Here is a 24,459-nt window from a genome sequence, read left to right as displayed (position 1 = left end):
TTTTTAAAAATATTATAGTATATTGATTTAAAATGTTTTTTTGTTTCAAGTGAGTAGACGATTGATGATATCAGAAACATCGCTTGATAATTTTGGTGCGGCAGCAATCGTTTTTAATGCCGTTTCAAGTTTTTGTTGCCGAATGGGTTCTAATTGTCGCCAAGAGCGCAAAGTTGTTAATAATCGTGAAGCAAGCTGTGGATTTTTTTTGTCAATTTCTAAAATGATTTGGCAAAGAAAATCATAGGAGGCACCATCAACTCTGTTAAAGCCTGTTAGGTTGTTAGAGGCAAAGATACCGATCAGAGATCGTACACGATTAGGATTATCCTTTGAAAATAGCGGGTGTTGCATGAGCTTTTGAACATTTTCGAGTGTTGATGTGCCAGCAACCATTGCTTGAATAGAAAACCATTTATCCATAACCAAAGGGTCATGTCGATAGCGGTTTTCAAAATCATTTAAGGCATTTTGTGCCTGCTCACTTTCATTAAAACGCTTCACGAGAACAGCAATACTCGCCATTCGGTCAGTCATATTATCAGCTGTTGCATACTGTGTCGCCGCACGATTTGGATTGTTCTCAGAAATGGAAAGATAATCCAATAGTATGTTCTTGAATGCTCGCTTTCCGGCTTGTACAGTGTCTGGTGAATAGGGTTCTTGGGTTTGCATTTGTTCATAAAATTTTGTTAAGAGTTTTTGATGTGTTTGTGCAAGTGAAGCGAGAAACTGATTGCGCACGTAATGAATACGATCTGGATCAATATTTTTACCGATTGTATGAGCAAGCTCAACTTCACTAGGTAAATTTAAACAGAAGGCACGAAATTCAGGCTCTAAGGTTTCATCTGTTATGATTGTTTCAATCAGGTTTAGCAAAGCAGAGGAGATTGTTTCTTTTGCTGCTTGTGTTTTATCTTGAATGCTTTGAAGCAAAGCTTGCGTCATTAAATGATTAAGAGATTGCCAGCGATTAAGGTGATTGTCATCATGTTGTGCAAGAAAAATAAGTTCACTTTCATTAAATGGCGTGTGTAGAATGATTGGTGCAGAAAAGTCTCGCAGCAGTGATAAAACGGGTTTTTCACGCAGTCCTTTTAATGTAAACGTTTGGCTTTCCTTGGATAAAAGCATAACGTCTGATTGAATATCTGTATCCGCTTCATAAGCGAGGTTTTCTCCGTTAGGTCCTAATAAGCCAAATGCGATAGGGATAAGCATGGGCTTTTTTGTTTTTTGTTGTGGGGTTGCGGGAATATGTTGCTTTGTATGAATTGTTAAAACACCATCGCTATAATGACTATCGATTTCTACATTGGGTGTTCCTGCTTGTTCGTACCACAACATGAATTGGGAGAAGTCTTGACCAGATACTTCAGCAAAACAGGTAATAAAATCTTCAATTGTACAAGCTTGTCCATCATGACGTTGAAAATAAAGATCAGTGCCTTTACGAAACAGAGTAGGACCTAAAATAGTTCGTATCATGCGAACAACTTCAGCACCTTTTTCATAAACAGTTGTGGTGTAAAAATTATTAATTTGGCTATATTGACGAGGACGTACAGGATGCGCAAGAGGTCCTGCGTCTTCTGTAAATTGCGTCGCTTTTAATGCTTTTACATTTTCAATTCGCTGTAGGCTGCGTATATTTTGATCTGATGAAAATTCCTGATCACGATAAACAGTGAATCCTTCTTTTAAACAGAGTTGAAACCAATCGCGACAGGTAACACGATTACCGCTCCAATTATGGAAATATTCATGGGCAATGACACGTTCAACATTTCTATAATCCTGATCGGTTGCTGTTTCAGGATCGACAAGAACATATTTATCATTAAAAACGTTAAGGCCTTTGTTTTCCATTGCTCCCATGTTAAAGTCGGACACAGCAACAATATTGAAAACATCAAGATCATATTCGCGTCCGAAACATTGTTCATCCCAACGCATGGAACGTTTAAGAGCATCCATTGCATAGGTTGCGCGTTCGGTTTTTCCTTTTTCTACATAGATACCAAGCTCGATACGTCGTCCAGATACAGTTGTAAAATGGTCTTCTAACTTATCAAGATCTCCACCTACTAAAGCAAAGAGATAAGATGGCTTGGGATAAGGATCTTCCCAAATAGCAAAATGACGATTATTCTCTAAAGTTCCTGTTCCCACGAGATTACCGTTTGAAAGCAAGATTGGGATTGTTTTGGAATCTGCTTCAATTTTTACTCTATAGGTAGAAAGAACATCTGGGCGGTCGTAAAAATAAGTGATACGACGAAAACCTTCCGATTCGCATTGTGAGCAATAAACACCATTTGAAAGATAAAGCCCCATAAGTTGGCGGTTGCTTTCAGGATTCAGTTCCGTAACCAATTTTAATGTAAAAGGAGCCGTTGGTGGCGTTGTAATCTCTAAACGTGAAGGCGTCACTCTATAAGTGTTTGGGGCTAATATCTCATCATTAATAGAAACGGAAATTAAAGTAAGATCATCACCAGAAAGAACGAGAGGTGTTAATTCTTTTGTATCGTGACGGGGCTCAATAAACAATATGGCTGTAACATAGGTTTTTGTTGGTGCCAATTGGAAAGAAAGGTGTGTTTTAGGGATAGCGTAAGGAGTTGGTTGGTAATCTTCCAAACGATAAATAGATGTTATTGGCTGTTTCATAGTTTTTTCCCATTAGTATTTTAAGAGTTAAAGAAGGGTGTTTTAATTTTAGAAGCAAGATAGGATTAAAGAATTACAAAAGGCTGTCGAGGCGATTTTTTACTTCTAAGAAGTCTATCCATGTAAGCTTCTTTTGACTAGGGGTTCTAAGAAGGTAAGCTGGATGAAAAGTTGGCATAACAGGTATTTTTATATTATCTTCGCTTTCATAGATATGCCATTTCCCTCTTGTTCGGATAATCCCATTTTGAGATCCAGTAAGAAATTGTGCAGCAACGCCTCCCAGTGCTATAAGAACACGAGGACGTGCTAAATAAATGTGCCGTTCAATAAAAGGGCGGCACAAGGCAACTTCTCTTGGTGTTGGTGTACGATTTCCTGGTGGACGCCAAGGAATAGTGTTGGCAATGTAAACATTATTTCTTGCTAAGCCAATTGATGCGAGAATTTTATTAAGTAACATCCCTGCTTTTCCCACAAAAGGAATTCCTTGTATATCCTCTTCTCGTCCTGGTGCTTCACCTATGAGCATTAGGGGACTTCCTGCTGTTCCATCTGAAAAACAGGTATTTTTTGCTGTCAATTTTAGTGAACAGCCATTAAATGCAAGGAGGGCAGATTTTAATTCATCAAGTGTCTTTGCACTTTTTGCACTCTCTATAGCAGCGGATTCGTTTTGTATAGGACTAGAATTATACAGTGGATGATTATCTAATTTTACGCTTGGAGATGTTTTGGCAGATGTTTGTTGATTACCAGAAATGTTAACAACAGGCGTTAATTTTCTCTCTGAACAAGCAGACTGCTTAAAACGATCAATAGGGAAGTCTGTCAGAACGGCATCCGCACCACTTTCTTTATAAAAGTTTAAGAGTTCTTCATAGGAAATCGAGTACGGCGTTTGATTTAACATTTTACTTTTTCTAATGATCTAGGCACTATAGATCAAACAAAATTATCCTTCAAGTTTTATAAACGTATTCGCTAGCCATTAATGTATAAGAATGCTGATAGGATTCTCTCTTTTCACAAAAAAGGCAAATCGTAAAATGCGAGTTTTCGCGATTATATGCATCTTTAAATGTATAATTTGTTTAAATTGCGCTATTTCAACTTTTTAAACAAAATAAACTCACTCATAATAAAAGAATTTTTTACTGAATGCAAGTGGCGTGATAATATTTTTTATCATTATATTCTATATTTAATACTTAGTGAAAGTGAATTTTGTATTATTTTATTTAAAAAATTAAGTATAATTTTTTATTATTATATTTATTTAATAGCTTTTATTAAATAAATTAAATATATTAATTGAAATATATAATTATTACTTTTATATGAGAAAACACTAAGACGTTACAAACAGTTTTCACAATGGGTTAAAAGCAATGTGTGGATATATTCTTTTGCTTTTTTTACAGCTGAAATGAGAGGTTCATTGAGTGCCAAATGCGCTGCAATAGCGCTTGATAGAATGCAACCTGTTCCACGCATTGTTCCTTTTAAACGTGGAGTAGAAATATTGATGACTTCAATTTTGTCAATGAAGCTATCAATTGCAAGAGGACCCTCCGCATGTCCGCCTTTTACTAAGATAGAGCGAGCTCCCAATGACAAAAGTTTTTTTGCTTGTTGTATTGCTTGCTTATCATTAGATGCCAATGGACTTTGGCTAAGAAGAGCGAGTTCTTCTCTATTCGGTGTTAAAAGATCAACATGAGGAAGCAGTTTATCGATCATAGTGTCGATGATTGTTTCTGTTATTAGTTTTCCTCCTGATGAAGCGACAAGTACAGGGTCCAAAACAACTGGAACATGGGGATAGTCTTTGAGTACGTTACAGATTGCTGCTATAATTGCTTTTGTCCCCGTCATACCAATTTTTATTGCGCTTATTGGATTTGCTTCTAGAGCAGCACGCATTTGCGCAGCGACGAGGTCTCCACACATTGGAATGATTTCGACAACGCGATTATCATCTTGTACGTTAACACAAGTAATTGCTAAATTTGCTTTTATTTGAAAATGTGCAGAGGTTTCTATATCACGAACAATACCGGCACCTCCTGTTGGATCAGTGCCTGCAACAATAAGAATGGAAGGTATCAACGCCATTTTTGTGTCACTTTTATCCACTGCTGTACACGCTCTTCAGGTTTTTTATGGAGGATAATATCAGTCACAACAGCAGCACTATTTGCTCCTGCATTTAAAACACTAACTGCACGTTCTGGTGTTAACCCACCAATACCCACTAAAGGTAAAGCACCAATCCGTTTTCTCCATTGTTTGATTTTCTCTAGTCCTTGTGGCATCCATTTCATTTTTTTTAAGATTGTCGGATAAATAGGACCAAGTGCAATATACTCAGGATTAGCAGAGAGTGCGATATCCAATTCATGTTCATCATGTGTACTAAGACCAACTTTTATACCACTTTTACGAATTGCGTGAAGATCAGCATTGCTCAGGTCTTCTTGTCCCAGATGAATAAAATTACACTTTTCATCAATTGCTATTTCCCAATGATCATTAATAATTAATTGTGTTCCCAATTTATTGCATATGTTTTTTGCACGCTTAATATGTTGACGGATTATTTGTTGATTTTCATGTTTCATACGCAATTGTACGAGCTTGATACCAAGAGGAAGCAAACGTTCAATCCAATCAGCGTTATCAACGATGAGGTAAAAAGGATCCAGTTTCATGAAAATACCGCTTTTCCAATGATTGGTGTTGAAGGGACTGCTACATTGCGTGCTTCGATCATGCCAGCTTTATACCCCATACGCCCTGCCTGAATAGCTTTGGAAAAGGCCTCAGCCATCAAAACAGGATCAGCTGCTTTAGCAACTGCGGTATTAAGCAGTACTGCATCATAACCTAGTTCCATCGCAATGGCGGCATGGGATGGGCGTCCAATGCCGGCATCAATAACAAGAGTAGCATCAGGAAGGTAAGCACGGATAGAACGCAATCCATCAGTATTATGAGGTCCTTTGGCAGAACCAATAGGAGCACACCAAGGCATAATAACACGGCAACCAATGTCGAAAAGTTTTTCAGCAACAATGAGATCATCCGTTGTATAGGCAAAAATTTTGAAACCTTCATTGTTTAAAATTTGAGCAGCTTCGATTAAGGAAAAAATATTTGGCTGTAAGGTGTCTGAATTACCGATAATTTCGAGTTTAATCCAAGCTGTTTTAAAAAGATCTCTTGCTAATTGCGCTGTGGTTACGGCCTCTTTAACAGTATAACAACCAGCAGTATTAGGAAGCACTGTTACCCCAAGATCTTGAAGAAATTGCCAAAACTGCCCTCCTTGTTTTCCACCTGCGCTTTCTCGACGTAATGAAACGGTTACAATTTCTGTATTGGATTTATGAATAGCATCACGAAGGATGACAGGAGAAGGATATTGCGCTGTACCTAACATAAGACGAGAGGTGAATTGTCGTCCATAAAGATTCAACATAATTAACCACCTTGCATTGGGCTTAAAATTTCCACTTTATCTCCTTCATGCAAAATAAATTGGTCTCGCGCATCTACAGGAACAACTTCAGCATTAACAGCAGTTGCTAGCCAATTTCCTTCATACCCCAATTCCACAAGCAAGAGACTAAGAAAAGGAGCTTCTGTTTGAAGTGTTTCACCATTAACAAATATTTGCATGCTTTATTCCAATGCCAATTTCACTGCTCGTTTTGCCATTTCTGGAGACAAAAGAAAACCATGTCTATAAAATCCATTAATAGAGATATGGTTACCATATTTGCATACAGAAGGGAAGTTATCAGGATAAGCTGGACGAATACCAATGCCGGATTCAACAATTTCTGCTTCGGCAAAAGCAGGGTGCAATGTATAGGCCGCGTTGAGCAATTCCATCATTGATCTTACAGAGATTGCACCATCAAAGTCACTTTCAATCATCGTTGCGCCAATCATGAAAATATCATTCTGTCGTGGAACAACATAAAGTGGAAATCGTGGATGAAGAAGACGAATTGGGCGGGAAATTTTAATTTCTGTACTCCGCAAGAGTAGCATTTCACCACGTACACCCCGTATATTTTTATCTTTTCCTAAACGTCCTATTCCTGTCGCATCAATAACAATATCAAAATTTTTTTCAGCCTTCTCTACATCAACAAAACAGGCTCCATTGTTGAGAAGCTTTTCTTTTAAAGCCATAAGTGCTTTGCGAGGATCAATATGGGCTTCATTTTCATAAAAGAGTGCACAGTTAAAACGTTCCGCAAGATCTGGTTCAAGATGAGCTATTTCTGTATTATCTATGGTTTTGTGATTATGCGTACGCATAAAAAATCGTTCAAGCTCTCCTCTATCTCGTGTAGGTGCAACTACTAAAGTGCCTTTTTGTATGACAAGGTTGGGGAGCGTTTTACGCCACCATTGTATAGCTTGTACACCAAGATCTTCAACAATCTGTTCCGCATTTTCTCTTTCACAGTAAGGTGCGAGCATTCCTCCTGCATACCAACTAGCACTTCCTATAGGTGAATGAGGGGGGGCTGATACAGTAACAGAAGCACCTTTTTGCTGTAACATAAAGGCAACTGTTAAGCCGCCTACACCTGCACCTTTGATAAGAATGTTCTTCAACTGTTTACTTTCTTTTTTTGAGGAGGAACAATTTCCATATAAAGATCACCACTTTCTTGATATTTTTCAGCCATAGCAATCATACCTTCACCTTTTGTTTTTTTGAGTGCTGCAGCATCACGAATATCATGGGAAATACGCATAGAACAGAATTTTGGTCCACACATGGAACAAAAATGCACCAATTTATGGGCATCTTTAGGCATTGTCTCATCATGAAAGGCACAGGCTGTTTCTGGATCAAGAGAAAGGTTAAATTGATCATGCCATCTAAAATCAAATCGTGCACGCGAAAGAGCATTATCGCGCAATTGTGCTCTCGGCAAACCTTTGGCAAGGTCTGCGGCATGAGCAGCAATTTTATAAGTAATCACACCAGTTTTTACGTCATTCCTATCGGGGAGTCCTAGGTGTTCTTTAGGTGTTACATAACACAACATAGCAGTTCCAAACCATCCAATCATAGCGGCACCAATTGCTGATGTAATATGATCATAACCCGGAGCAATGTCCGTTGTAAGAGGTCCTAAAGTATAAAAAGGCGCCTCATGACAAAGATCTAATTGTTGCTCCATATTTTCTTTAATTTTGTGCATTGGGACATGCCCAGGGCCTTCAATCATAACTTGTACATCTTTTTTCCAAGCAACTTTTGTCAATTCTCCCAAGGTTTTAAGCTCTGCAAATTGGGCCTCGTCATTGGCATCGGCAATAGAGCCAGGACGCAATCCATCCCCCAATGAAAGAGAGATGTCATACGTGCGTGCAATATCACAAATTTCATCAAAATGTTCATAGAGAAAACTTTCTTTATGATGATGCAAACACCATTTTGCCATAATAGAACCACCTCGTGAAACAATACCTGTTACCCGATCAACGGTCAAAGGGATAAAAGGTAGTCTTAATCCTGCATGAATGGTAAAATAATCAACACCTTGTTCTGCTTGCTCAATAAGGGTATCACGAAAAATATCCCATGTTAAGTTTTCGGCAATACCCTGTACTTTTTCGAGTGCTTGATAAAGAGGAACTGTTCCGATGGGCACAGGAGAATTTCGGATAATCCATTCACGAATATTGTGAATATTTCGTCCTGTAGAAAGATCCATAACTGTATCTGCTCCCCAGCGAATGGCCCAAACCATTTTATCAACTTCTTCTTCCATAGATGAAGTTACTGCTGAATTTCCAATATTGGCATTAATTTTAACACGAAAATTACGTCCAATAATCATAGGTTCGCACTCTGGATGATTAATGTTTTGTGGAATAATGGCGCGTCCACAAGCAATTTCATTGCGAACAAATTCCGCAGTATAAGTTTCAGGTATTGATCCAGAAAATGTTTCATTTGATGGTACATTTTGCCGCTCTTCTACTGCTAATCCTTCATTTTCTCGTATAGCCACATATTCCATTTCTTCGGTAATAATGCCTGCGCGTGCGTAAGCCATTTGTGTAATTGCTTTGCCATTTTTTGCTCGTAAAATAGAACGTTTTTGCTTAAAGGCTGGTGTAAGGTTTTTATCAGAAGTCAATCCATTATCTTCAGGTTTAACTAATCGTGCAGGATAAGTTTCAGTATCATCCCGCTTAGAGAGCCAAGGCAAGCTAATTGCTGGAAGGCCTTTTGTAATATCAATGATCATATCTTTATCTGTGTAGGGGCCAGAAGTATCGTAGACGTTTAAAGGTTTTTCACCACTGCCATCAGCCAGTGAAATTTCACGCAATGGTACGCGCACATCAGAAAAGAGAAGGCTCTGTTGATAAATTTTGCGTGAAGCGGGAAAGGGGTTACAACTAATTGATGAAATACTTTTTGGCACAAACTTTTTCCTTCTAAACACATAGTTTAAAAACTAAGGCGTGATGTTAATGGAGATATATTTAAATGATTAATAATGTATCTTGAATGAAGAGATGCTTATAATATTTTATAGTAAGTTATCTTCAATAAAGCTTAAGAAGATTTACTTTGAAAAGATCAACGCAATATCTTTGAAATAATACTTGCACTCCCCCACGTAAACACTTTTGCCAGAATACACATGATTGGCTTAAATACTGACATTGTCAATCACAAAGATATATTTTTAACGATTTTTCTACATTCGTTAGAAATAAAAGCAGATACTATGAAATAACCAGTGATAATATTAAAATCTTTTTATAAAGAAATGATGAGGATAAAATTTATAGCTAAAGCCAGAGGGTATATGCTGCGCAATTCCATTAATTTTTATTCTTTTGCTTTTATATAGCTTTTTTACTAAGCTAGTCACTCATCTTCATGACAATAGCACCCTTTTTATAAAGTGTCATGTCATGATGCTTTTGTTTCTGAAATCATGACAGATTATTACATATCCTTTAAATTGATGTTTATTGTACGTATTTAGAATATAAAATAAAACTTTCTTATTTTTTCATAGATGTGTTCAATTAAGATATAATTATAAATAAGAAAATGATGGATATACTCTATTTACCATTTTACATGATCAATAATAAAAAGTTTAATAACGTCTATATTTAATAAAGATGAGTTTTATTTTTTATGAATAAAATATAAGGTATTTTTATATAAAAAATCACGACATATAGATTATTTTATTGATAATAAAACAAATCGTATTTTATAAATTCTTATAGTTTAAATATATATGAAATTACAGAAAAATTCTTTATTCGTAAAGGCAGTGTGAGTATGGTTTTTTATATAAGGAATAAAATATGTCAAATATAGCGGACAATGAGGTAAAAATGACCTCACAAATTGCTGGTATCAAATGGAGTGAAGGCGCGCTTCAAATAAAACTATACCTCTTAAAAAAACACAATGTTGAAAGTTTCTGAAAAAGAAGGTAAGAAGTGTGGGAATGATGGCTTAATCTCTTATATAAAACAGTAAGCTATTCAATTTTCATAATTTTATTTATCATTATTGAGAGATCTTTTTCTTCTTCTAAGAGGAAATAATGGTGGTATAGATATTGTAAGCACGGTTGAGATTTTTTCTATAAAAGCTGATGATGTAACAAAGTAAAATATTAAGAAAGCCTACTTAAATTTTTAAATCATGATTACAATGAAGTTCGATGATATGATGTATTTTGCTCTGTTGTTTTAGCCAGTACAGAATTTGTTATCAAAACAGTAAATCTTTACTCTTATCTTTCCACAAGGAGAGAGAAAGCTAATAATTGCGAGGGCATGTTCAGAAGGATTTATTGTTCTTGCAAAAAGAATCAATATATAATAGAATATTACATGTGAGTAATCGCATTAGGTGGGGGAGGACAATGGGTGCTTACAGCCCTTTAAAGGTGAAAATGGCGCGCATTTTATAGGGGGTAAGGGCTATTTTTTAATTCAAGTAAAAGAAATTGATATTCATCAGATCTGATGAGGGTTTGTGATATTTCTTTAGTATTTAAAGTATTTCATTTCTAGTTCAATTAAGGTGTAAAAAAACTGTCATAGTGAATGTATTTCCTATGGTGCATTAAGATTGAACAGAAGCTTGTTTAAAAAATGTTGGTATTGATCGAGTAAAACAATTTCAGGAATAAATTGAATAAAATAGAGCCTTTCAAGGTATTTGCATATGAATAAAAACATAATGATGCATACAAAGAATTTGAAGTTAACTTTTAGAATTTTAAGATAAATGGAAGTCAAAAGAGAGAGATTCTTTGTTTAAAATATAGAGTATAAAATATCGACGAAATAGATTTAAGCTATTGAAAAAAATAAAAAAGAGAATGTTTAAATCAGAAACTTTTTATGCGGATGATAAATTATTATATTCAATAACAGTTCTATGAAATCCATAGTAGGGGGAATTTTGAACAGTATTTATAAATTTTGCAATGAGATGCAAGATATTGAAAATATAACTGTATAACAACAGCACAACAACAAAACAAGATATTAAGTAACCTCAGACGAGGTGCTATATTACACATTAGAATTGGTTGCATTAATGCTGATGTTATGAAGAAGGTCTGATGAATTTAGGTTATTAAATTGGAAGGAGGGAGGAGAGATAAAATGTGTAAATACGGATGGTGCAGTGGTTATGATGTAGCAATAAAAAGTGGCAGCGCATTCTAGTGCACAGAATGAGAAATTGTTAGAAAAATTATGAAAATAATGGGGGATTGAAAATGTCTAATATTTACGATTGGTCGCTAAAGGCTGATGAAAATGCTCATTCAGATAGTATCATTAATTGGGCAGAAGGTCAGCCGCCTAGTTCTGTTAATGATAGTGCTCGAGCGATGATGCAGCGCGTACGAGAATATCTTGCAGATAATGGTGGATCTATTGACTCAAGCTTTATGGTAAATGCGGAAGATAAAACAACATTAATTACCTTAAAGACAGTTTCACCGATAAAGAAATACAACAATGATATCATCATACGTTTTAAAGCTCGTGGCATGAATATTGGCACGACGACAATAACTGTTAATAATATAGGAGAAAAGCTTATCTATAAAGCCACTGATGTGGGGGTTATCCCCTTAGAAGGGGGAGAACTGCAAAGAGGTGGCATTTATGAAATGGTATATAATAATGGTGTTTTAATAAAAGAGCATGAAGGGTGGTATTTATTAAATCCTACATCACCAAAAATAGAAAATTTTCCTGCTGGATTCATTGCAACATTTGCTATGCAAAGTGTGCCAAATGGTTGGCTTTTATGTGATGGTCAGTCCTATAAGTGTGAGGATTATCCGCAGTTATTCAAGGCAATAGGTGATAAATGGGGGAAAAACAGCTATGGAACTTTTAAAGTTCCTGATTTTAGAGGTATGTTTTTACGCGGCTTTGATGATGGCCGTGGTTTAGATGGTGGTAGAAAATTTGCAGATAAACAACAAGATAGCATAAAATCGCATACGCATATTGGAACCATTGAAGAATCAGGCGAGCATGCACACAATTTTGAGTACCAAGGGGTAGGATGGCCAACTGGTGATATTGGAAGACTACCGAATCATTATACTTATAATGCGACCCTGAAAGGGAGAACAGCTTCTGCTGGTGCACATACACACAAGGTAACTCTTTCTCATACGGGTGAGGCAGAAACGCGCCCTGTTAATGCAACTGTTGTCTATGCTATAAAATCATGAGTATGGTCGGTTCATAAATAATCTATACACCTTGGTAATTTTGTTAACGCGGAGCAATTCCGCGTTATTTTTTATGTATGTGAAGAGGAAATCTGTACTCTTAATGCGATACTTGAGGGAGTTAAAAAATAATTTTAAATTTGCCATTAAATGATCTGGAGATATATCTTTGTATCAGCGAATTGATCTCATAAAGAGATTTCTCATCTCTTTATCAATTTTATTTCTTTGCAATGCTATGATGTAGGTTATATTTGTAAATGGTATACTCCTTGAGTGAAATTATCGTTATACTTTCTTTTCATCCCTATATTACGCATTGTTTTTGCGTTAAGGGGACGACAAGAAGCGTTATTGAATTTATTTTAAATATTTTATTCAATAGTTTAATTCTTTTGATGTACCAATAAACAATTTTTCTAATAGAGGAAGAAAAATAAAAATATGATTATATTTAATGTTTTTATTGACTACAGAGATAGATAAAGAATCAATATAAAAAAAGATAAAGAAAAAGCATATATGTTATGAGAAAAAATAACGCCGTTAAAGCAACAAATAAATCTTTTACAGATTGTCAAGAGGTACTTAATTTTTATCTAGTCCCTAGAAAATATAAAGAATCCATATAATTATTATGACAAAGGTATTTGTATGTATTTCTGGATCATTTTTATTAAAGACAAGAGTGATAGAAAGAGCGAGGAAAATACATATTTATGTCATATAAACTTGCATTATATAAAAGTATGATAGCAAAACAAAATCTCAAATATTTTTAGTGCGTAAAATCTTGAAAGATTTTAAATAGATAGTTTTTTCCAAAAATATCTTTGATGTGAGCGGAAGACGTTAAATGATAGAAAGGAGTTCATTAAAAATAAAATAGAATCTTGAATATTTGCGTACTTTATTGTGCTAAGTACATTAATTTTTAGATTGAAGCTGACTGCTTTAGGATCTAAATTCATAAGAGGATGCTGTTTGAGGGAGTATAAAAGGGATATCTTCTTTAGGTAATTCAGAAACGTTTAAGGAACAATGATAAACATCGCGTAGATTTTGTGTTGTCAAAACATTAGTCGCATTTCCTTCGCAATAAATCTCTCCTTCCTTTAGCAAGATCATGCTATCTGCATAATGTGCTGCGAGATTGAGATCATGAAGAACAGCGAGAACGCCGCCACCAGAATGGGTAAATTGTTTAGCGATATCCATAACGATAATTTGATGTTGAATATCAAGGCTAGCAATAGGTTCATCTAATATCATCCAACGAGGAATTCCATTATAAATGGGTTTCCAGATTTGGCAAAGAACACGAGCAAGTTGTACGCGCGCTTGTTCTCCACCTGATAATTGGTGATAATATAGGTTACCATAATCAGAAAGGTCAACGCGATCTAAAGCTTTCTGGATAAGATTTTGTAACTCGGTTTTGGCAATGGTGAGTTGGTTTACAGAAAGGCCAAGTCTTACAACTTCATGGACTAAGAATGGAAAGACAAGCGTTGTTGATTGTGGGAGCACAGCGCGCATTTTTGCCATTTCATAAGTTTTTGTTTGGCGCACATCATAACCATTTAAGGTTATTTTCCCACTGTAAGGAATTTCCCCACTCAGTGCTTTGACAAAAGTACTTTTTCCCGATCCATTAGGACCAATTATGATGGTAAAAGCACCACTTTTAGCTTGAAGATTAATGTGATTGAGAATCTGTTTTTTTCCGCGCTGAACGCAAATATTTGTTGCTTCAATCATGAAAAGGCAGTCCCTCGTTTGCATATAAGGATCCACAGGAAGAAGGGGGCACCAAAAAGCGCTGTTACAATTCCAATTGGTAATTCCGCGGGGGCAACAATTAAACGTGCAAACGTATCAGCAAAAATAAGTAAAGATGCTCCCAAGAGAGCAGAGTAAGGAATAAGATAGCGGTGATCAGGACCAATGATCTGACGTAAAATATGAGGAACAATAATACCAATAAAACCAATACCACCACTGACAGCAACTGCACTACCACACATAAGAGCAACGAGGGGAATTGCAATATTCTTAACGCGTTGAATATGGAAACCGATATGGCCAGCAACAGCTTCTCCAAGCGCAAGAGCATTAAGTGCTCGTGATAAAAAGGGAGAAAAAAGAAGACCAATAAAAATGAAAGGGAGAACGAGCCATACTTTCCACCATGTCGCGCCCGCAAGAGAGCCAAGACTCCAAAAAGTGATATCGCGTAATTGTTGGTCATTTGCAATAAAAATCAATGTTCCAACAACTGCACCGCTTAATGCACCAAGAGCAATACCGGCAAGTAGCATAGTTGCAATAGAGGTAAAGTTATGATGCGTCGCTATTATGTAGAGAACAATCGTTGATAAAAGTCCACCCAAAAAAGCACCCATGATAACTTTGTAAGGCTCTAGAAAAGGCGCAAATGAAACAGGAAAAGCAAAACCTAAAACAATTGCTAAAACGGCACCAAGACCAGCTCCTGCTGATACACCTATAATTCCAGGATCTGCAAGAGGATTACGGAAAAGTCCTTGCATCATAACACCAGAGACAGCCAAAGCAGCCCCGATCAATAATCCTAGGATAACACGAGGAAGCCTTATATCGATAAATATAAGATAATCACGTGTTTTACTACTTACAGAAAATTTTTGCGTAAACATGATATTAAGAAAATCAAAGAAAGAAGTATTTGAAGCACCATTTAAAAGTCCGCCCAAAATACTCAAGATGAGGAACATTATTAGACCTAATAAGAGTATTGTTCTCAAATTTTTACGATTCATTTTTTTATTTTTTTTTGTTTCAGATGCATAAACCATAGATGGATTCTCTACCAATTTTATCCGTTTTTACTATTTTAGTTTGCACCATAAAGCATATGAATAAGTTCTCTTGATGCGTCTGCAGTACGTGGACCAAATCCTAAAAGGTACATAGCATCCATTTGTTTAATAGCATGATTTTTTGCTGCAGTTGTTGCTTGGATAGCTGGTATAGCTAAAACCTTTTCAAGATTAATGGATTTCTCACCGTGTTTTATAAGTAAAATAACATCAGGATTCGCTTTCAATAACGCTTCGTTATTGAGAAGTTTATAGCCTTTATAATCAGTAATAGCATTGATCCCACCTGAAAGTTTTATGATACCATCTGCTGCTGTATCTGTTCCAGATGCCATAACGCGCCCATTTTGTACCGACAAAATAAAAAGGACACGCTTTGGTTTCGTTACTTTTGCCAAAAGAGCATCATTATCTACAAAATCACGGCTCACTTTTTGAATTAATACAGCAGCTTGTGCTTCACGATGGATGGCTTTTCCAACAAGACGAATTTTTTCTATCACACTTTCTCGAGAATAATTTTCTGGTATGATCACGATAGGAATTGATGTTTTTTTGAGAATTTCAATTGTTGAAGCAGGACCGCTTCCTTCAACGAGTAAGATACCTTCTGGAGCAAGAGATAAAACACCTTCAGGTGAAAGAGCACGCATATAACCAAGCACAGGAAGTTTGAGGGCTTCTTTTGGATAAACGCTTGTACTATCACGGGCAACAAGTTGATCTTGCGCTCCTAATGCATAAACAATTTCCGTAAGAGAGCCGCCAATAGAGACAATTCGCGCATTTTCAGAAAAATATGTGGTAGGTTCAGCGATGGCGCGCTGAGAAAAGAAGCTAAAAGAAAGAAGTATAAAAAGAAGAAAAAACCTTAATTGTCTGCACAAAAGAAGAGTCAGCATATTGTATCTTTCTAAGCGACAACTGATTCTTGATATGGAGGAAGAGACTTCAATAAAGAACGCCAATCCTCACGCTCTTTTTGACCCTCTTTGCGCATGCCAAAGAACTGAACAATCATTTCATCATTTTTATCGAAAACTTCAAGTGAACTGACATAACCATCACTGATAGGCTTGCGAACATGCCATACACTAGCAATCCCAGATGTGAGTAAATGGAGATCAAACTTTGGATCAAGAACATTAAGCCAAGGCCCCATTTGCTTAATATTTTTTACAGTCCCACTAAAAATTTGAACACATCCCTTATTACCAACAAAGCACATAATTGGCAGTTCTTGTCGTGCGACTTGGTTAAGCATCATTTCAACAGCTTCTACTTGTAATTCATCCGCAAATTCACTGCCAACATATTTTACAGCATGATGTCGATTAATCTTAAATTCGGAAATAATTTTATGAAGTTGGTGTACATCTGTCATTTTCCGCCAACGATCCCGAAAACTCTCAATATCCAATTCTGTTATGTCACACTGGGCTGGGAGAGAAACGGGAATAATGTTAAGAACAGGAGACTGATCTTCAAGAAGGAGCTTTTCAACAAGTTTATTCCATTCTTCCATATTTGTCATATCTTTAGAATAGATTTTTAGAATAGCAACGCCATGATGATCAAAGAATTGTAGACTTTTTGTAGGTTTTCCAAGAACAATGACATCATACTCAAAACCGAACTTCCATCGTTTTGCAAAAATACGTAAATCAATTTCACCAAGTGTTATAGGAACATGTTGGTTTTGAACAATTTTTTCAAAACACCCTGTTATTTCGTGAACGGCATGTTCATTGCGCGTTAATGCCATGACTGTTCCAAGCCGAGGAGCATTTTCTAAGAGAGTAGCAACATCAATTTGTAGCCTTTTTGCTTTTCCAATTGTACAATAGGCTGCAAGAAGTTCCGCTTCAGATATACCAATAGAAACCGCAAAATCACGGTTTCGCATTTCTTTTTTTTCTTCACGCAAACGAATAATCATTTCAGCTGTATGTGCCATGGATTTTACCTTATGTTACTGACCCAAGAACTAACTTTTAAATTTTATAATCCCTAGGCAATAGATTGAACTCTTAAAGAGTTCAATCTATCACAAAATATGCCTCTATCACCAATAGCAAAACAGTCAAAAAATGATAAAATAGAAAGAATTAAAATCGCTCTATCAAACCTTTATAATTTTAAAGATATTTGAAAATAGAAACACAAATAATTTATCCTTTTATCGATATGATTTTCTATTGACCTAATAGTTAATAGAAGCGATTAGAACTTTTGTACGAACGACACCTTAAAGTTACGACCAGGCTGGCTATAATAATCCTTCGGTGTTGAACTTTTACCAGAAGGAAGACTCGACGCATTCCAATATTTTGTATTGAAAAGATTATAAACACCAGCTCTTAGAACAGGTCCCGTTTCACCGAATGGCTTCCACCACCCTGTCATATCAACGACATGATACCCTGGAATTTTTTGGTAGTCAGATCCCTTAGCGACTTTGTCACGTTTGGCTGCCAAAGTAAAGATAATATCGCTTCCCCAAATCTCTTTTGCATATCCTAATCCGATAACGGCTTTCAAAGGGGGAATTGAGTTAAGGTATTCATTTTTATCAAGGTCTTTTCCTTGGGAGTAAGCAAAAGCAACATTGCTATGAAAACCATTTTTAAGAACTAAATGCGCTTTTGTTTCAAAACCAAAAATTTGTACGCGCGAACGATTCATGTAATGCCGACGCGCAAACCTAAATTCTTCTGAGGGCCCTCTATCCTCGGTATCTATGAAATTCTTATATTGATTGATAAAGGCATTGAAAGAACCACCGAAATTTACATTTCCATACCGAAGACCAACATCATACCCATTGCTTGTCTCTGGTTGAAGATCAGGATTTCCTTTCACATAATAAGCAGAAGGTTTGATATAAGAGACGTAAAGTTCCGAAACACGTGGTGCACGAAAAGCTTGTGCCCACTGAGCATAGAGCGTTATTTGATTCCGAATATCCCATTCCATGCGCAATTTAGGAGAAAAGCGCGATCCAGCCCTTTCCGGAGGGAATCTATCAGAAATTAGTGCTTCTTCATAAGCAGATGTTTTTTGAGGAACATATTTGTACCAATCATACCGAATTCCTGGTGTTACACGAAAACGATTATCAACCGAACCAATTTCATCTTCAAAAACAAAACCTAAATTGTAACCATTGGTGTCTGGTGAATCCGACCGATTAGCAGGAACAAAAAGACATCCTCGAGCGTATTCTTTTACATGACAATTGTCTTTACCTAACAAATAGTGATGAAATTTAGATGACGAAACATTAGTTGCAAACTTTAACGTATGGTTTATAGTGCCAAAGTCCATTTCTTTAAGTGCATCAGCATTGAAGCCATAATTGATATTACGCAAGAAATTATCTCTTAAATAATCTCCTTTGGGGGCTGAAACACGAACGCCAGTCATAACGTAACGACTTGATTGCCTTTGCCAATAAAGTACCCCATTAAACGCATCAAGAACCGCATCACCATTACCATTATAATTATAAGAAAGAGAAAACCGCTCACGAAGCTTATTATCCCGCTCATAAACGGAACCTGGAGCATATCTTTTAGACGCATTTAATTCATGTGTGTTACTCTTATGACCAAAACGCTCTGCGGTAAAACCAAGCCGGTGATTATCACTCAAATATTGATGAATTTTAAAAAGCAAGTTATTTTTATCAAAGTTTGAAGGGTTTTTACGTGTACGTTCTTCATATCCTCCCACCGTTCCCATATTTTTTCGCTCATGACCATTTACATATGATCCTTGGAAAAGCAAAAATGTCTGGTAATTACGTACAGCAAAAGCTTGATCGATGCGCCAGCTGTTATCAACAGAGTGATAACCACCTTTTATAAGGCTTCCCCAATTCTTTCCTTCCACAATAAGGTCTTCAGGATTAAGGGTACGCAATGCAATGATTCCCCCTAAGGCGCCAGAACCATAAAGACTAGAATCTGATCCTTGAATAGTATCAAACGTAGAAAGAGCATTGAAGTCAAAAGTTGTGTTTCCACCTCCACCACGGAATATATCATTAAACCATGGAAGAGAAATACCATCCATTGTCGTAAGAACACGATTTGCATCTAAGCCACGAACAACAAAACTGTTATTTTCTGAATTATAGGATACGGAAGGATTAAGACGATTAACGTCATAAACATCACTTATTTGTTTTTCATCAATATTTTTATCGGTTTTACGATCAGTTAGAATGGTTATTGAATTTGAAGTATCCTCTATCTTTTTTCCTTTAATAAGGATTGGTTTAAGCTCAGTTACAACATTCTTCTCGCTATTTTGTGCAAAAACAAATGAAGGTATACAGACTGACAGCGCACCTAAAATCATGCAGCTTTTATGGATATTTTCTCGTCTTATTCGCATAACACATTATAACCTTTTTTTAAACATCCCCTCTCTCAGTTTAAAGTTTTACCTATAAAAATGCTTGATTTAACCCTATCATAAATTAGCCAACCAAGCAGGAATGATTTAAAAAGATAAAATCATAGTAGAGACCATATTAAACATGATAAAATCAGTCAAGAAAAAAGTTGCAATTTCAAAATAGCCTGTTTTAATGAGATGAAATACTCAATAATTGCACTTCAGAGAAAGTGCGGCGGAAGAAACTATGAGCTTTACAAATATGAGGCAGTTATCAATTCTTTGGATTGGTGCATTTGTTGGCGCTCTTTCTTTGCATATAGCATTGGGAGCACAGTTTTATTTTCGAAATACTGGTGTGAATAATGGTATGCTCCCGTCAACGGTTATGCTAACTCTTGCCCAAGAGGCTCTATATCTTGATGTTGATATAGATTCGTCGAATCCAGATCGTGATATAGATTTATCAAGTGTCAGCACAGAACCAGAACGATTGCAGCCAGATCTTGTAGAGCAAGAGCCAGAGATATTGGAAACAGTGGAGGAAGGTCAACCGGAAGATCTCCAACATACTGTAGAAAAAGATGATTTTGCAGTAAAATCTCTGGAAGAATCTCTTCCTCAGAAAGTAGAAGATACAATATTAAAAAAAAAAGCGATACCGGTACCAAAAGCAGTTGTGAAACTGCCGTCTGCAAAGGCTATGCGTTCATCTACCGCTAGACAGAGCGGCAGGACAGCTGCGCTTGAAGATATATTGTTAATGGAGTGGTTAGCAAAGGTACAGTCACAATTAGAAAAGCAAAAAAATTATGTTGTGGGACAGCGTACCAGTTGGGTAAAAGGAACGGTTAAGTTAGAATTTAAGGTGCATAAGCAGGGGAATATTTTTGCTAGCCGTGTTGTCACTTCTGCTGGAGATCCAGAACTTGATCGATTAGCTATGGCAGCACTTCAACGCGTTGGTTCTTTTCCTCCCCCTCCACCATCAAAAGTGAATAAAACAATCAGAGTATCTTTGATATTTAGCTAATTTTTATGGAGGCTATTCGGATAATATATTGATTTATAATGATTTGTTTATCATTTAAATGAAAGAGCTAAGATAGTTTTTCTAAATCTTTTTGACATTTAAGCAATCAAAATCATTCGTTTAACTTATGACACAAGTAGGGAGCATGGGCATAAAAACTTAAAAAACAGTGAACATACCTCTTATGAATACTCTAAATGAAAGAGTTGTTACGACATTGGGAGTTAGGGGATGAGAGGGCTATAGCTTTTATGAAGTAAAGGTAATGGGCTTATCTAATAGATTTTTATACCATTTATAATAGGATATTTAAAAGCATAATGCATTGATTTATAAAGATAATTATCGTTGTCCATATTGAATTTAGAACCTTGAGTTGCATCAGATTCTCTCATTTCAAATCTGTGTATGTTGAATCAATATCACTTTCTTGCACATCACAAGTGGGAGTGAGTATGGGGATAAAACTGTATACGAAAGGACTAAAAATGGTTCTTATGAATCGTCTTAATGTCAATATGTTGTCGCAACACCCACGATCTGGCAAAGTGTGTGATAGTACCGGCTTGCTTTTCCATAAGCATAAAGATGGAGGTGCTCAATGAATTTACCATTATACCATTTACGAGCGCTAGCGTGAAAGAGGCTTGGGTGCCTTGAGAGATGTTTCTTTAAAACAAGCGCATGAAACTGTAACCCAATGACGTTCTGTTTTACGTGAAGGGCGTTCGCCCATTAAAAGACTCTTCAACTATACCATTATGAAATAGACTTAGAAACCTTTAAATTAAAACAAAAACATAAATAAGAAACACATACGATTTGGGCTTTAGGATGTTCTGTTTTGTGTGAAGGATGGCAGCTCATATGTAAAAATGAGAAAAACGAAAGGCAATACTTAAATCTTCATTTTTTTAAAGATCTTGTTATCGACATGTTCGAAAGTCGTAAAGCCGAACGTAAGGAGAAGGGCAAGAAGCTATTTTTACCTTTAAGGTTTTCTAGCTCAATGAGTCTGTTTTTCTGCTCCAGAAGATATACACAATAATGCGCCCCTATTGGGTATAGAAATATTGTAAGCAGAAAAAACACCCTCAAAACATGCCATTTTAAAATATTTGAATGTTGATTAAATAAGCAATAATAAAAGGATGCGTTATTCGTTTTAGTCTTTTTACATTGATAAGCTCTATAATATTATCGTTTATGTGTTGAGAGGGATTAAATGATTTATACAACATTATGATTTATAATAAATAATTTATTATTTTGTATTTGAAATTCGAGCCTCGAATAGCTTAGAATTTTTCCATTTCAACTCTACTGATACTGAATCAATTAAAATCACTTACTTGCACGTCAAGAGTGAGGCTATAGGTGGATACTCTTTAGGGAGGAATAAAAATGCCTCTTAAGAACGCAATACTATTTGGAAAGTTAAGGCAAATTATTTTTATCGACCAGAAAGTAGGTCGGTTTTTATATCTATTTTCCCAGTGAGTCTCGCTTTGTAAACACCGTAATTTTCCATGACACACATCACGTAATTCCGTGTTTCTGTATAAGGGATACGTTCAATCCAATCGATGACGTTATTGAGAGGTTGTCCTCGAGGATCGCCATAGCGCTTGATCCATTCATTGACACGGCGGGGGCCCGCATTATAGCCAATAAGAGTTAGTATATAGGATCCATTAAAACGTTCCAATTGTTCATTGAGAAAATGGGCGCCTAATGTCACATTATAACGCGCATCACTGCTAAATCTTTTAGGAGACCATGCGATTGAGTATTTTTTTGCTAGTGCTTCTGCAGTTGTAGGAAGCAATTGGAGTATCCCTTGTGCACCTGCTTGTGATATGGCTGTTGGATTAAATTCGCTTTCTTTGTGTGCAATGGCATAGATAAGCGATTTTTCTTCTACAGAAATATGAGCAGAGTCTGGTATAGCTCCCAGAGGATGAGAGAGTGCTCCAACATTTTTTCCTAGGAAAGCAGCCATTTTTCCGATTCTGAGGCTGGTATAATAGTCACCATTTTTTTCTGCCATAACAGCCAGAAGAGCTAATTCACCGGGGCTTTCTATTTTTTTTCCGAGTTCTCTATAAAAAACTTTAGCAAACTCAGCATATCCAGCTTCTTCAAGACGTTGAATTGCTTTGATCGCTTTTCGTGCACTAAAATGTTGTCGCTCAGCGATTGTTGGTTTAGGAAAAGAGATATTAATTTTTTTTTGGTTGAGTCGCGCAGCGGCTAATTGACCATAATACGTTGCGCCAAAATGAGCGGCGCGATGAAAGTACAGCTGGGCATTTTTATGTTCTCCTAGCGTTTCTGCTGTTCGTCCCATCCAGTAATATCCACGTGATGCAGCAAAAGGTAAAGAGGAGAGTTGAGGAATGCGTGAAAAATGTTGCATTGCCAACTTAGGGTTATGAAGAAACCGTAGTGCATACCATCCTGCGTGAAATTCAGCATCGACGGCTAATGCAGATGTCATACCAGTGTGCCTTGCAACGAGTTGATAAGCTATTTGGGGTTTGTTTAAATCAAGCATTTCACGAGAAAGGGCGCGTTGCTCTTTCCACAATGATTGAGGGTTCATAAGATGGAATGCATCTTGTGATGTTTTCATCATGAGTGTTGCGGCTGCATCATATTGTTCTGTTCGCCGCAGATGGCGCATTCGAGCAAACTGGAAGAGAGGATCTTTTTTCCATACTCTTTCTAAAGCTTTTAATTTTTGTGTTGCGCTAGGATCATTTTTTTCAACCGCTACAAAAGCATCAAAAAGAGATTGAGCATGGGCTAATTTTGCAACGCGTGCCGCTGAATCAAAACGATGTGCATACAACATAAACTGCATGCGTTTTAAATGATCAATAGGTTTTAAGGCAGCACTTGCATTTTTAAGAACAAATACTTCTTCTTGTGCATTAAGCCGTGTTTTATGCCACCATGGTGCAATAATGTGTTGAGCACGGGTGATTTGTCCTGTTGCAATGAGTGCTTTAGCAAAGAGAGCCATGCCTTGTGCTGTAAGGGGGGGATGATGAGAAAATTTTTGGATAATGGCGTGTGTGATATTGGTTTCGTTAAGAAAAGCACGTTCAGCATTGCGTTGCATCGTTTCTATACCAGGCCATCCTTTTAGCATGTTAATTGCATTAGATATTTCAGAGCTTGGTATATTATTTTGCTTTGATAGTCCTAGCGCCCATGTCAAAATATAACGATCAAGGCTATGTTTTTCCATTGAATTACGAAGATTTATTGTTTTTGCAATATTGTTGTTTGCTAGTGCATCTAATCCAGCTTTTAGTTGTTTGAGTGTCGCAGTATTGTGCGATGTCGTGTGTCTCTGTTGAAGAGGTTCTTGAGCTTCTTGTTTTATGGCAATGGGGGTAGGACGTGTCGAAGGGATTGGTACTTTCCCATGTAAAAGCGGTGTTTGTGCAAGTGCACTTGAAAATAAAATTCTTATTGCCAGTATAAGTGCAGTAAAGGTTGATACGAAAAGAGAGGTGGAAAATACACGCATAGAGAAAAGACCTTGAGACCTTGCTTTTTGTAAAAAAAAACTTAAGGTTTTTTAGAACATAAGCGTGAAAAACGCGTTAATATAGACGGTTTGTTTTAAAGAAATGTTCAACATTTAAGGAGGTCCATTTTCATCTTATGAGGGCTTTTTTTGAAA

17 protein-coding genes and 1 pseudogene are annotated in these 24,459 nt (G+C 36.5%); 4 read left to right on the top strand and 14 right to left on the bottom strand.

What is annotated here, in order from left to right; translation table 11 throughout:
* Positions 1 to 45: 45 nt before the first annotated feature.
* From pepN to thiC, 8 genes are all read right to left on the bottom strand, one after another.
* On the bottom strand, positions 46 to 2,676 hold the full coding sequence (pepN, locus tag ACFIM1_RS01545) for an aminopeptidase N (protein WP_375609130.1): 2,631 nt from the start codon (positions 2,674 to 2,676) through the stop codon (positions 46 to 48).
* Positions 2,677 to 2,749: 73 nt separating this feature from the next.
* Positions 2,750 to 3,589: a uracil-DNA glycosylase family protein gene (locus ACFIM1_RS01540; RefSeq protein WP_375609131.1), complete on the bottom strand. Its 840-nt coding sequence runs from the start codon at positions 3,587 to 3,589 to the stop codon at positions 2,750 to 2,752.
* A 446-nt stretch (positions 3,590 to 4,035) separates the two neighbouring features.
* On the bottom strand, positions 4,036 to 4,794 hold the full coding sequence (locus ACFIM1_RS01535; protein ID WP_375606476.1) for a hydroxymethylpyrimidine/phosphomethylpyrimidine kinase: 759 nt from the start codon (positions 4,792 to 4,794) through the stop codon (positions 4,036 to 4,038).
* Positions 4,785 to 5,390, bottom strand: coding sequence for a thiamine phosphate synthase (locus ACFIM1_RS01530; protein ID WP_375606323.1), 606 nt, complete (start codon positions 5,388 to 5,390; stop codon positions 4,785 to 4,787). The genes ACFIM1_RS01535 and ACFIM1_RS01530 overlap by 10 nt, the downstream gene beginning before the upstream one ends.
* Positions 5,387 to 6,160 carry a thiazole synthase gene (locus ACFIM1_RS01525; RefSeq protein WP_375606322.1) on the bottom strand — a complete coding sequence of 258 codons (774 nt, stop codon included), beginning with the start codon at positions 6,158 to 6,160 and terminating at the stop codon, positions 5,387 to 5,389. The genes ACFIM1_RS01530 and ACFIM1_RS01525 overlap by 4 nt, the downstream gene beginning before the upstream one ends.
* Positions 6,161 to 6,162: 2 nt before the next feature.
* Positions 6,163 to 6,360 (bottom strand): sulfur carrier protein ThiS, encoded by a 198-nt coding sequence (thiS, locus tag ACFIM1_RS01520; RefSeq protein ID WP_375606321.1) that lies wholly within the window; start codon positions 6,358 to 6,360, stop codon positions 6,163 to 6,165.
* Between the two features lie 3 nt (positions 6,361 to 6,363).
* Complete coding sequence (locus ACFIM1_RS01515; RefSeq protein ID WP_375606320.1) at positions 6,364 to 7,314, bottom strand: FAD-dependent oxidoreductase; 951 nt, start codon at positions 7,312 to 7,314, stop codon at positions 6,364 to 6,366.
* Positions 7,311 to 9,146, bottom strand: coding sequence for a phosphomethylpyrimidine synthase ThiC (thiC, locus tag ACFIM1_RS01510; RefSeq protein WP_375609132.1), 1,836 nt, complete (start codon positions 9,144 to 9,146; stop codon positions 7,311 to 7,313). The genes ACFIM1_RS01515 and thiC overlap by 4 nt, the downstream gene beginning before the upstream one ends.
* Positions 9,147 to 10,053: 907 nt before the next feature.
* Between thiC and ACFIM1_RS01505 the strand changes: the two genes are divergently transcribed.
* Positions 10,054 to 10,176, top strand: coding sequence for a hypothetical protein (locus ACFIM1_RS01505; RefSeq protein ID WP_375694473.1), 123 nt, complete (start codon positions 10,054 to 10,056; stop codon positions 10,174 to 10,176).
* 1,313 nt (positions 10,177 to 11,489) lie between these two features.
* On the top strand, positions 11,490 to 12,464 hold the full coding sequence (locus tag ACFIM1_RS01500) for a phage tail protein (RefSeq protein ID WP_375607734.1): 975 nt from the start codon (positions 11,490 to 11,492) through the stop codon (positions 12,462 to 12,464).
* 954 nt (positions 12,465 to 13,418) lie between these two features.
* Here the strand turns inward: ACFIM1_RS01500 and ACFIM1_RS01495 are convergent.
* From ACFIM1_RS01495 to ACFIM1_RS01475, 5 genes are all read right to left on the bottom strand, one after another.
* Positions 13,419 to 14,225: a heme ABC transporter ATP-binding protein gene (locus ACFIM1_RS01495; RefSeq protein WP_375607733.1), complete on the bottom strand. Its 807-nt coding sequence runs from the start codon at positions 14,223 to 14,225 to the stop codon at positions 13,419 to 13,421.
* Complete coding sequence (locus tag ACFIM1_RS01490) at positions 14,222 to 15,301, bottom strand: FecCD family ABC transporter permease (protein WP_375609133.1); 1,080 nt, start codon at positions 15,299 to 15,301, stop codon at positions 14,222 to 14,224. Before ACFIM1_RS01490 ends, ACFIM1_RS01495 begins: the two co-directional genes overlap by 4 nt.
* 38 nt (positions 15,302 to 15,339) lie before the next feature.
* On the bottom strand, positions 15,340 to 16,227 hold the full coding sequence (locus tag ACFIM1_RS01485; protein ID WP_375607731.1) for a hemin ABC transporter substrate-binding protein: 888 nt from the start codon (positions 16,225 to 16,227) through the stop codon (positions 15,340 to 15,342).
* Between the two features lie 11 nt (positions 16,228 to 16,238).
* Entirely contained in the window at positions 16,239 to 17,282 is a 1,044-nt protein-coding gene (locus ACFIM1_RS01480; RefSeq protein WP_375609134.1) for a hemin-degrading factor, read from the bottom strand.
* Between the two features lie 266 nt (positions 17,283 to 17,548).
* Positions 17,549 to 19,726 carry a TonB-dependent hemoglobin/transferrin/lactoferrin family receptor gene (locus tag ACFIM1_RS01475; protein WP_375607729.1) on the bottom strand — a complete coding sequence of 726 codons (2,178 nt, stop codon included), beginning with the start codon at positions 19,724 to 19,726 and terminating at the stop codon, positions 17,549 to 17,551.
* Between the two features lie 250 nt (positions 19,727 to 19,976).
* Here ACFIM1_RS01475 and ACFIM1_RS01470 point away from each other — a divergent pair, with 250 nt between their 5' ends.
* Together ACFIM1_RS01470 and ACFIM1_RS01465 are read left to right on the top strand one after the other, a co-directional pair.
* Positions 19,977 to 20,762 (top strand): energy transducer TonB, encoded by a 786-nt coding sequence (locus ACFIM1_RS01470; protein ID WP_375607728.1) that lies wholly within the window; start codon positions 19,977 to 19,979, stop codon positions 20,760 to 20,762.
* Positions 20,763 to 21,250: 488 nt separating this feature from the next.
* Positions 21,251 to 21,463, top strand: a pseudogene (locus ACFIM1_RS01465) (integrase); the annotation flags it as partial.
* 752 nt (positions 21,464 to 22,215) lie between these two features.
* Here the strand turns inward: ACFIM1_RS01465 and ACFIM1_RS01460 are convergent.
* Entirely contained in the window at positions 22,216 to 24,303 is a 2,088-nt protein-coding gene (locus tag ACFIM1_RS01460) for a lytic transglycosylase domain-containing protein (protein ID WP_375609135.1), read from the bottom strand.
* Positions 24,304 to 24,459 lie beyond the last annotated feature (156 nt).

Source organism: Bartonella sp. AC158YNML (assembly GCF_042196725.1).
In the GTDB taxonomy this organism is placed as follows: Bacteria; Pseudomonadota; Alphaproteobacteria; order Rhizobiales; family Rhizobiaceae; genus Bartonella.
The sequence above is the reverse complement of the archived record's forward strand: the minus strand, read 5'-3'. Positions and strand labels throughout refer to the sequence as shown.

Coding starts and splice junctions, on each gene's coding strand:
- ACFIM1_RS01500 (WP_375607734.1), top strand. CDS start 11,490: ATGTCTAATATTTACGATTGGTCGCTAAAGGCTGATGAAAATGCTCAT.
- thiS (WP_375606321.1), bottom strand. CDS start 6,360: ATGCAAATATTTGTTAATGGTGAAACACTTCAAACAGAAGCTCCTTTT.
- ACFIM1_RS01525 (WP_375606322.1), bottom strand. CDS start 6,160: ATGTTGAATCTTTATGGACGACAATTCACCTCTCGTCTTATGTTAGGT.
- ACFIM1_RS01505 (WP_375694473.1), top strand. CDS start 10,054: ATGTCAAATATAGCGGACAATGAGGTAAAAATGACCTCACAAATTGCT.
- ACFIM1_RS01470 (WP_375607728.1), top strand. CDS start 19,977: ATGAGCTTTACAAATATGAGGCAGTTATCAATTCTTTGGATTGGTGCA.
- pepN (WP_375609130.1), bottom strand. CDS start 2,676: ATGAAACAGCCAATAACATCTATTTATCGTTTGGAAGATTACCAACCA.
- ACFIM1_RS01535 (WP_375606476.1), bottom strand. CDS start 4,794: ATGGCGTTGATACCTTCCATTCTTATTGTTGCAGGCACTGATCCAACA.
- ACFIM1_RS01480 (WP_375609134.1), bottom strand. CDS start 17,282: ATGGCACATACAGCTGAAATGATTATTCGTTTGCGTGAAGAAAAAAAA.
- ACFIM1_RS01495 (WP_375607733.1), bottom strand. CDS start 14,225: ATGATTGAAGCAACAAATATTTGCGTTCAGCGCGGAAAAAAACAGATT.
- ACFIM1_RS01530 (WP_375606323.1), bottom strand. CDS start 5,390: ATGAAACTGGATCCTTTTTACCTCATCGTTGATAACGCTGATTGGATT.
- ACFIM1_RS01460 (WP_375609135.1), bottom strand. CDS start 24,303: ATGCGTGTATTTTCCACCTCTCTTTTCGTATCAACCTTTACTGCACTT.
- ACFIM1_RS01475 (WP_375607729.1), bottom strand. CDS start 19,726: ATGCGAATAAGACGAGAAAATATCCATAAAAGCTGCATGATTTTAGGT.
- ACFIM1_RS01490 (WP_375609133.1), bottom strand. CDS start 15,301: ATGGTTTATGCATCTGAAACAAAAAAAAATAAAAAAATGAATCGTAAA.
- ACFIM1_RS01540 (WP_375609131.1), bottom strand. CDS start 3,589: ATGTTAAATCAAACGCCGTACTCGATTTCCTATGAAGAACTCTTAAAC.
- ACFIM1_RS01485 (WP_375607731.1), bottom strand. CDS start 16,227: ATGCTGACTCTTCTTTTGTGCAGACAATTAAGGTTTTTTCTTCTTTTT.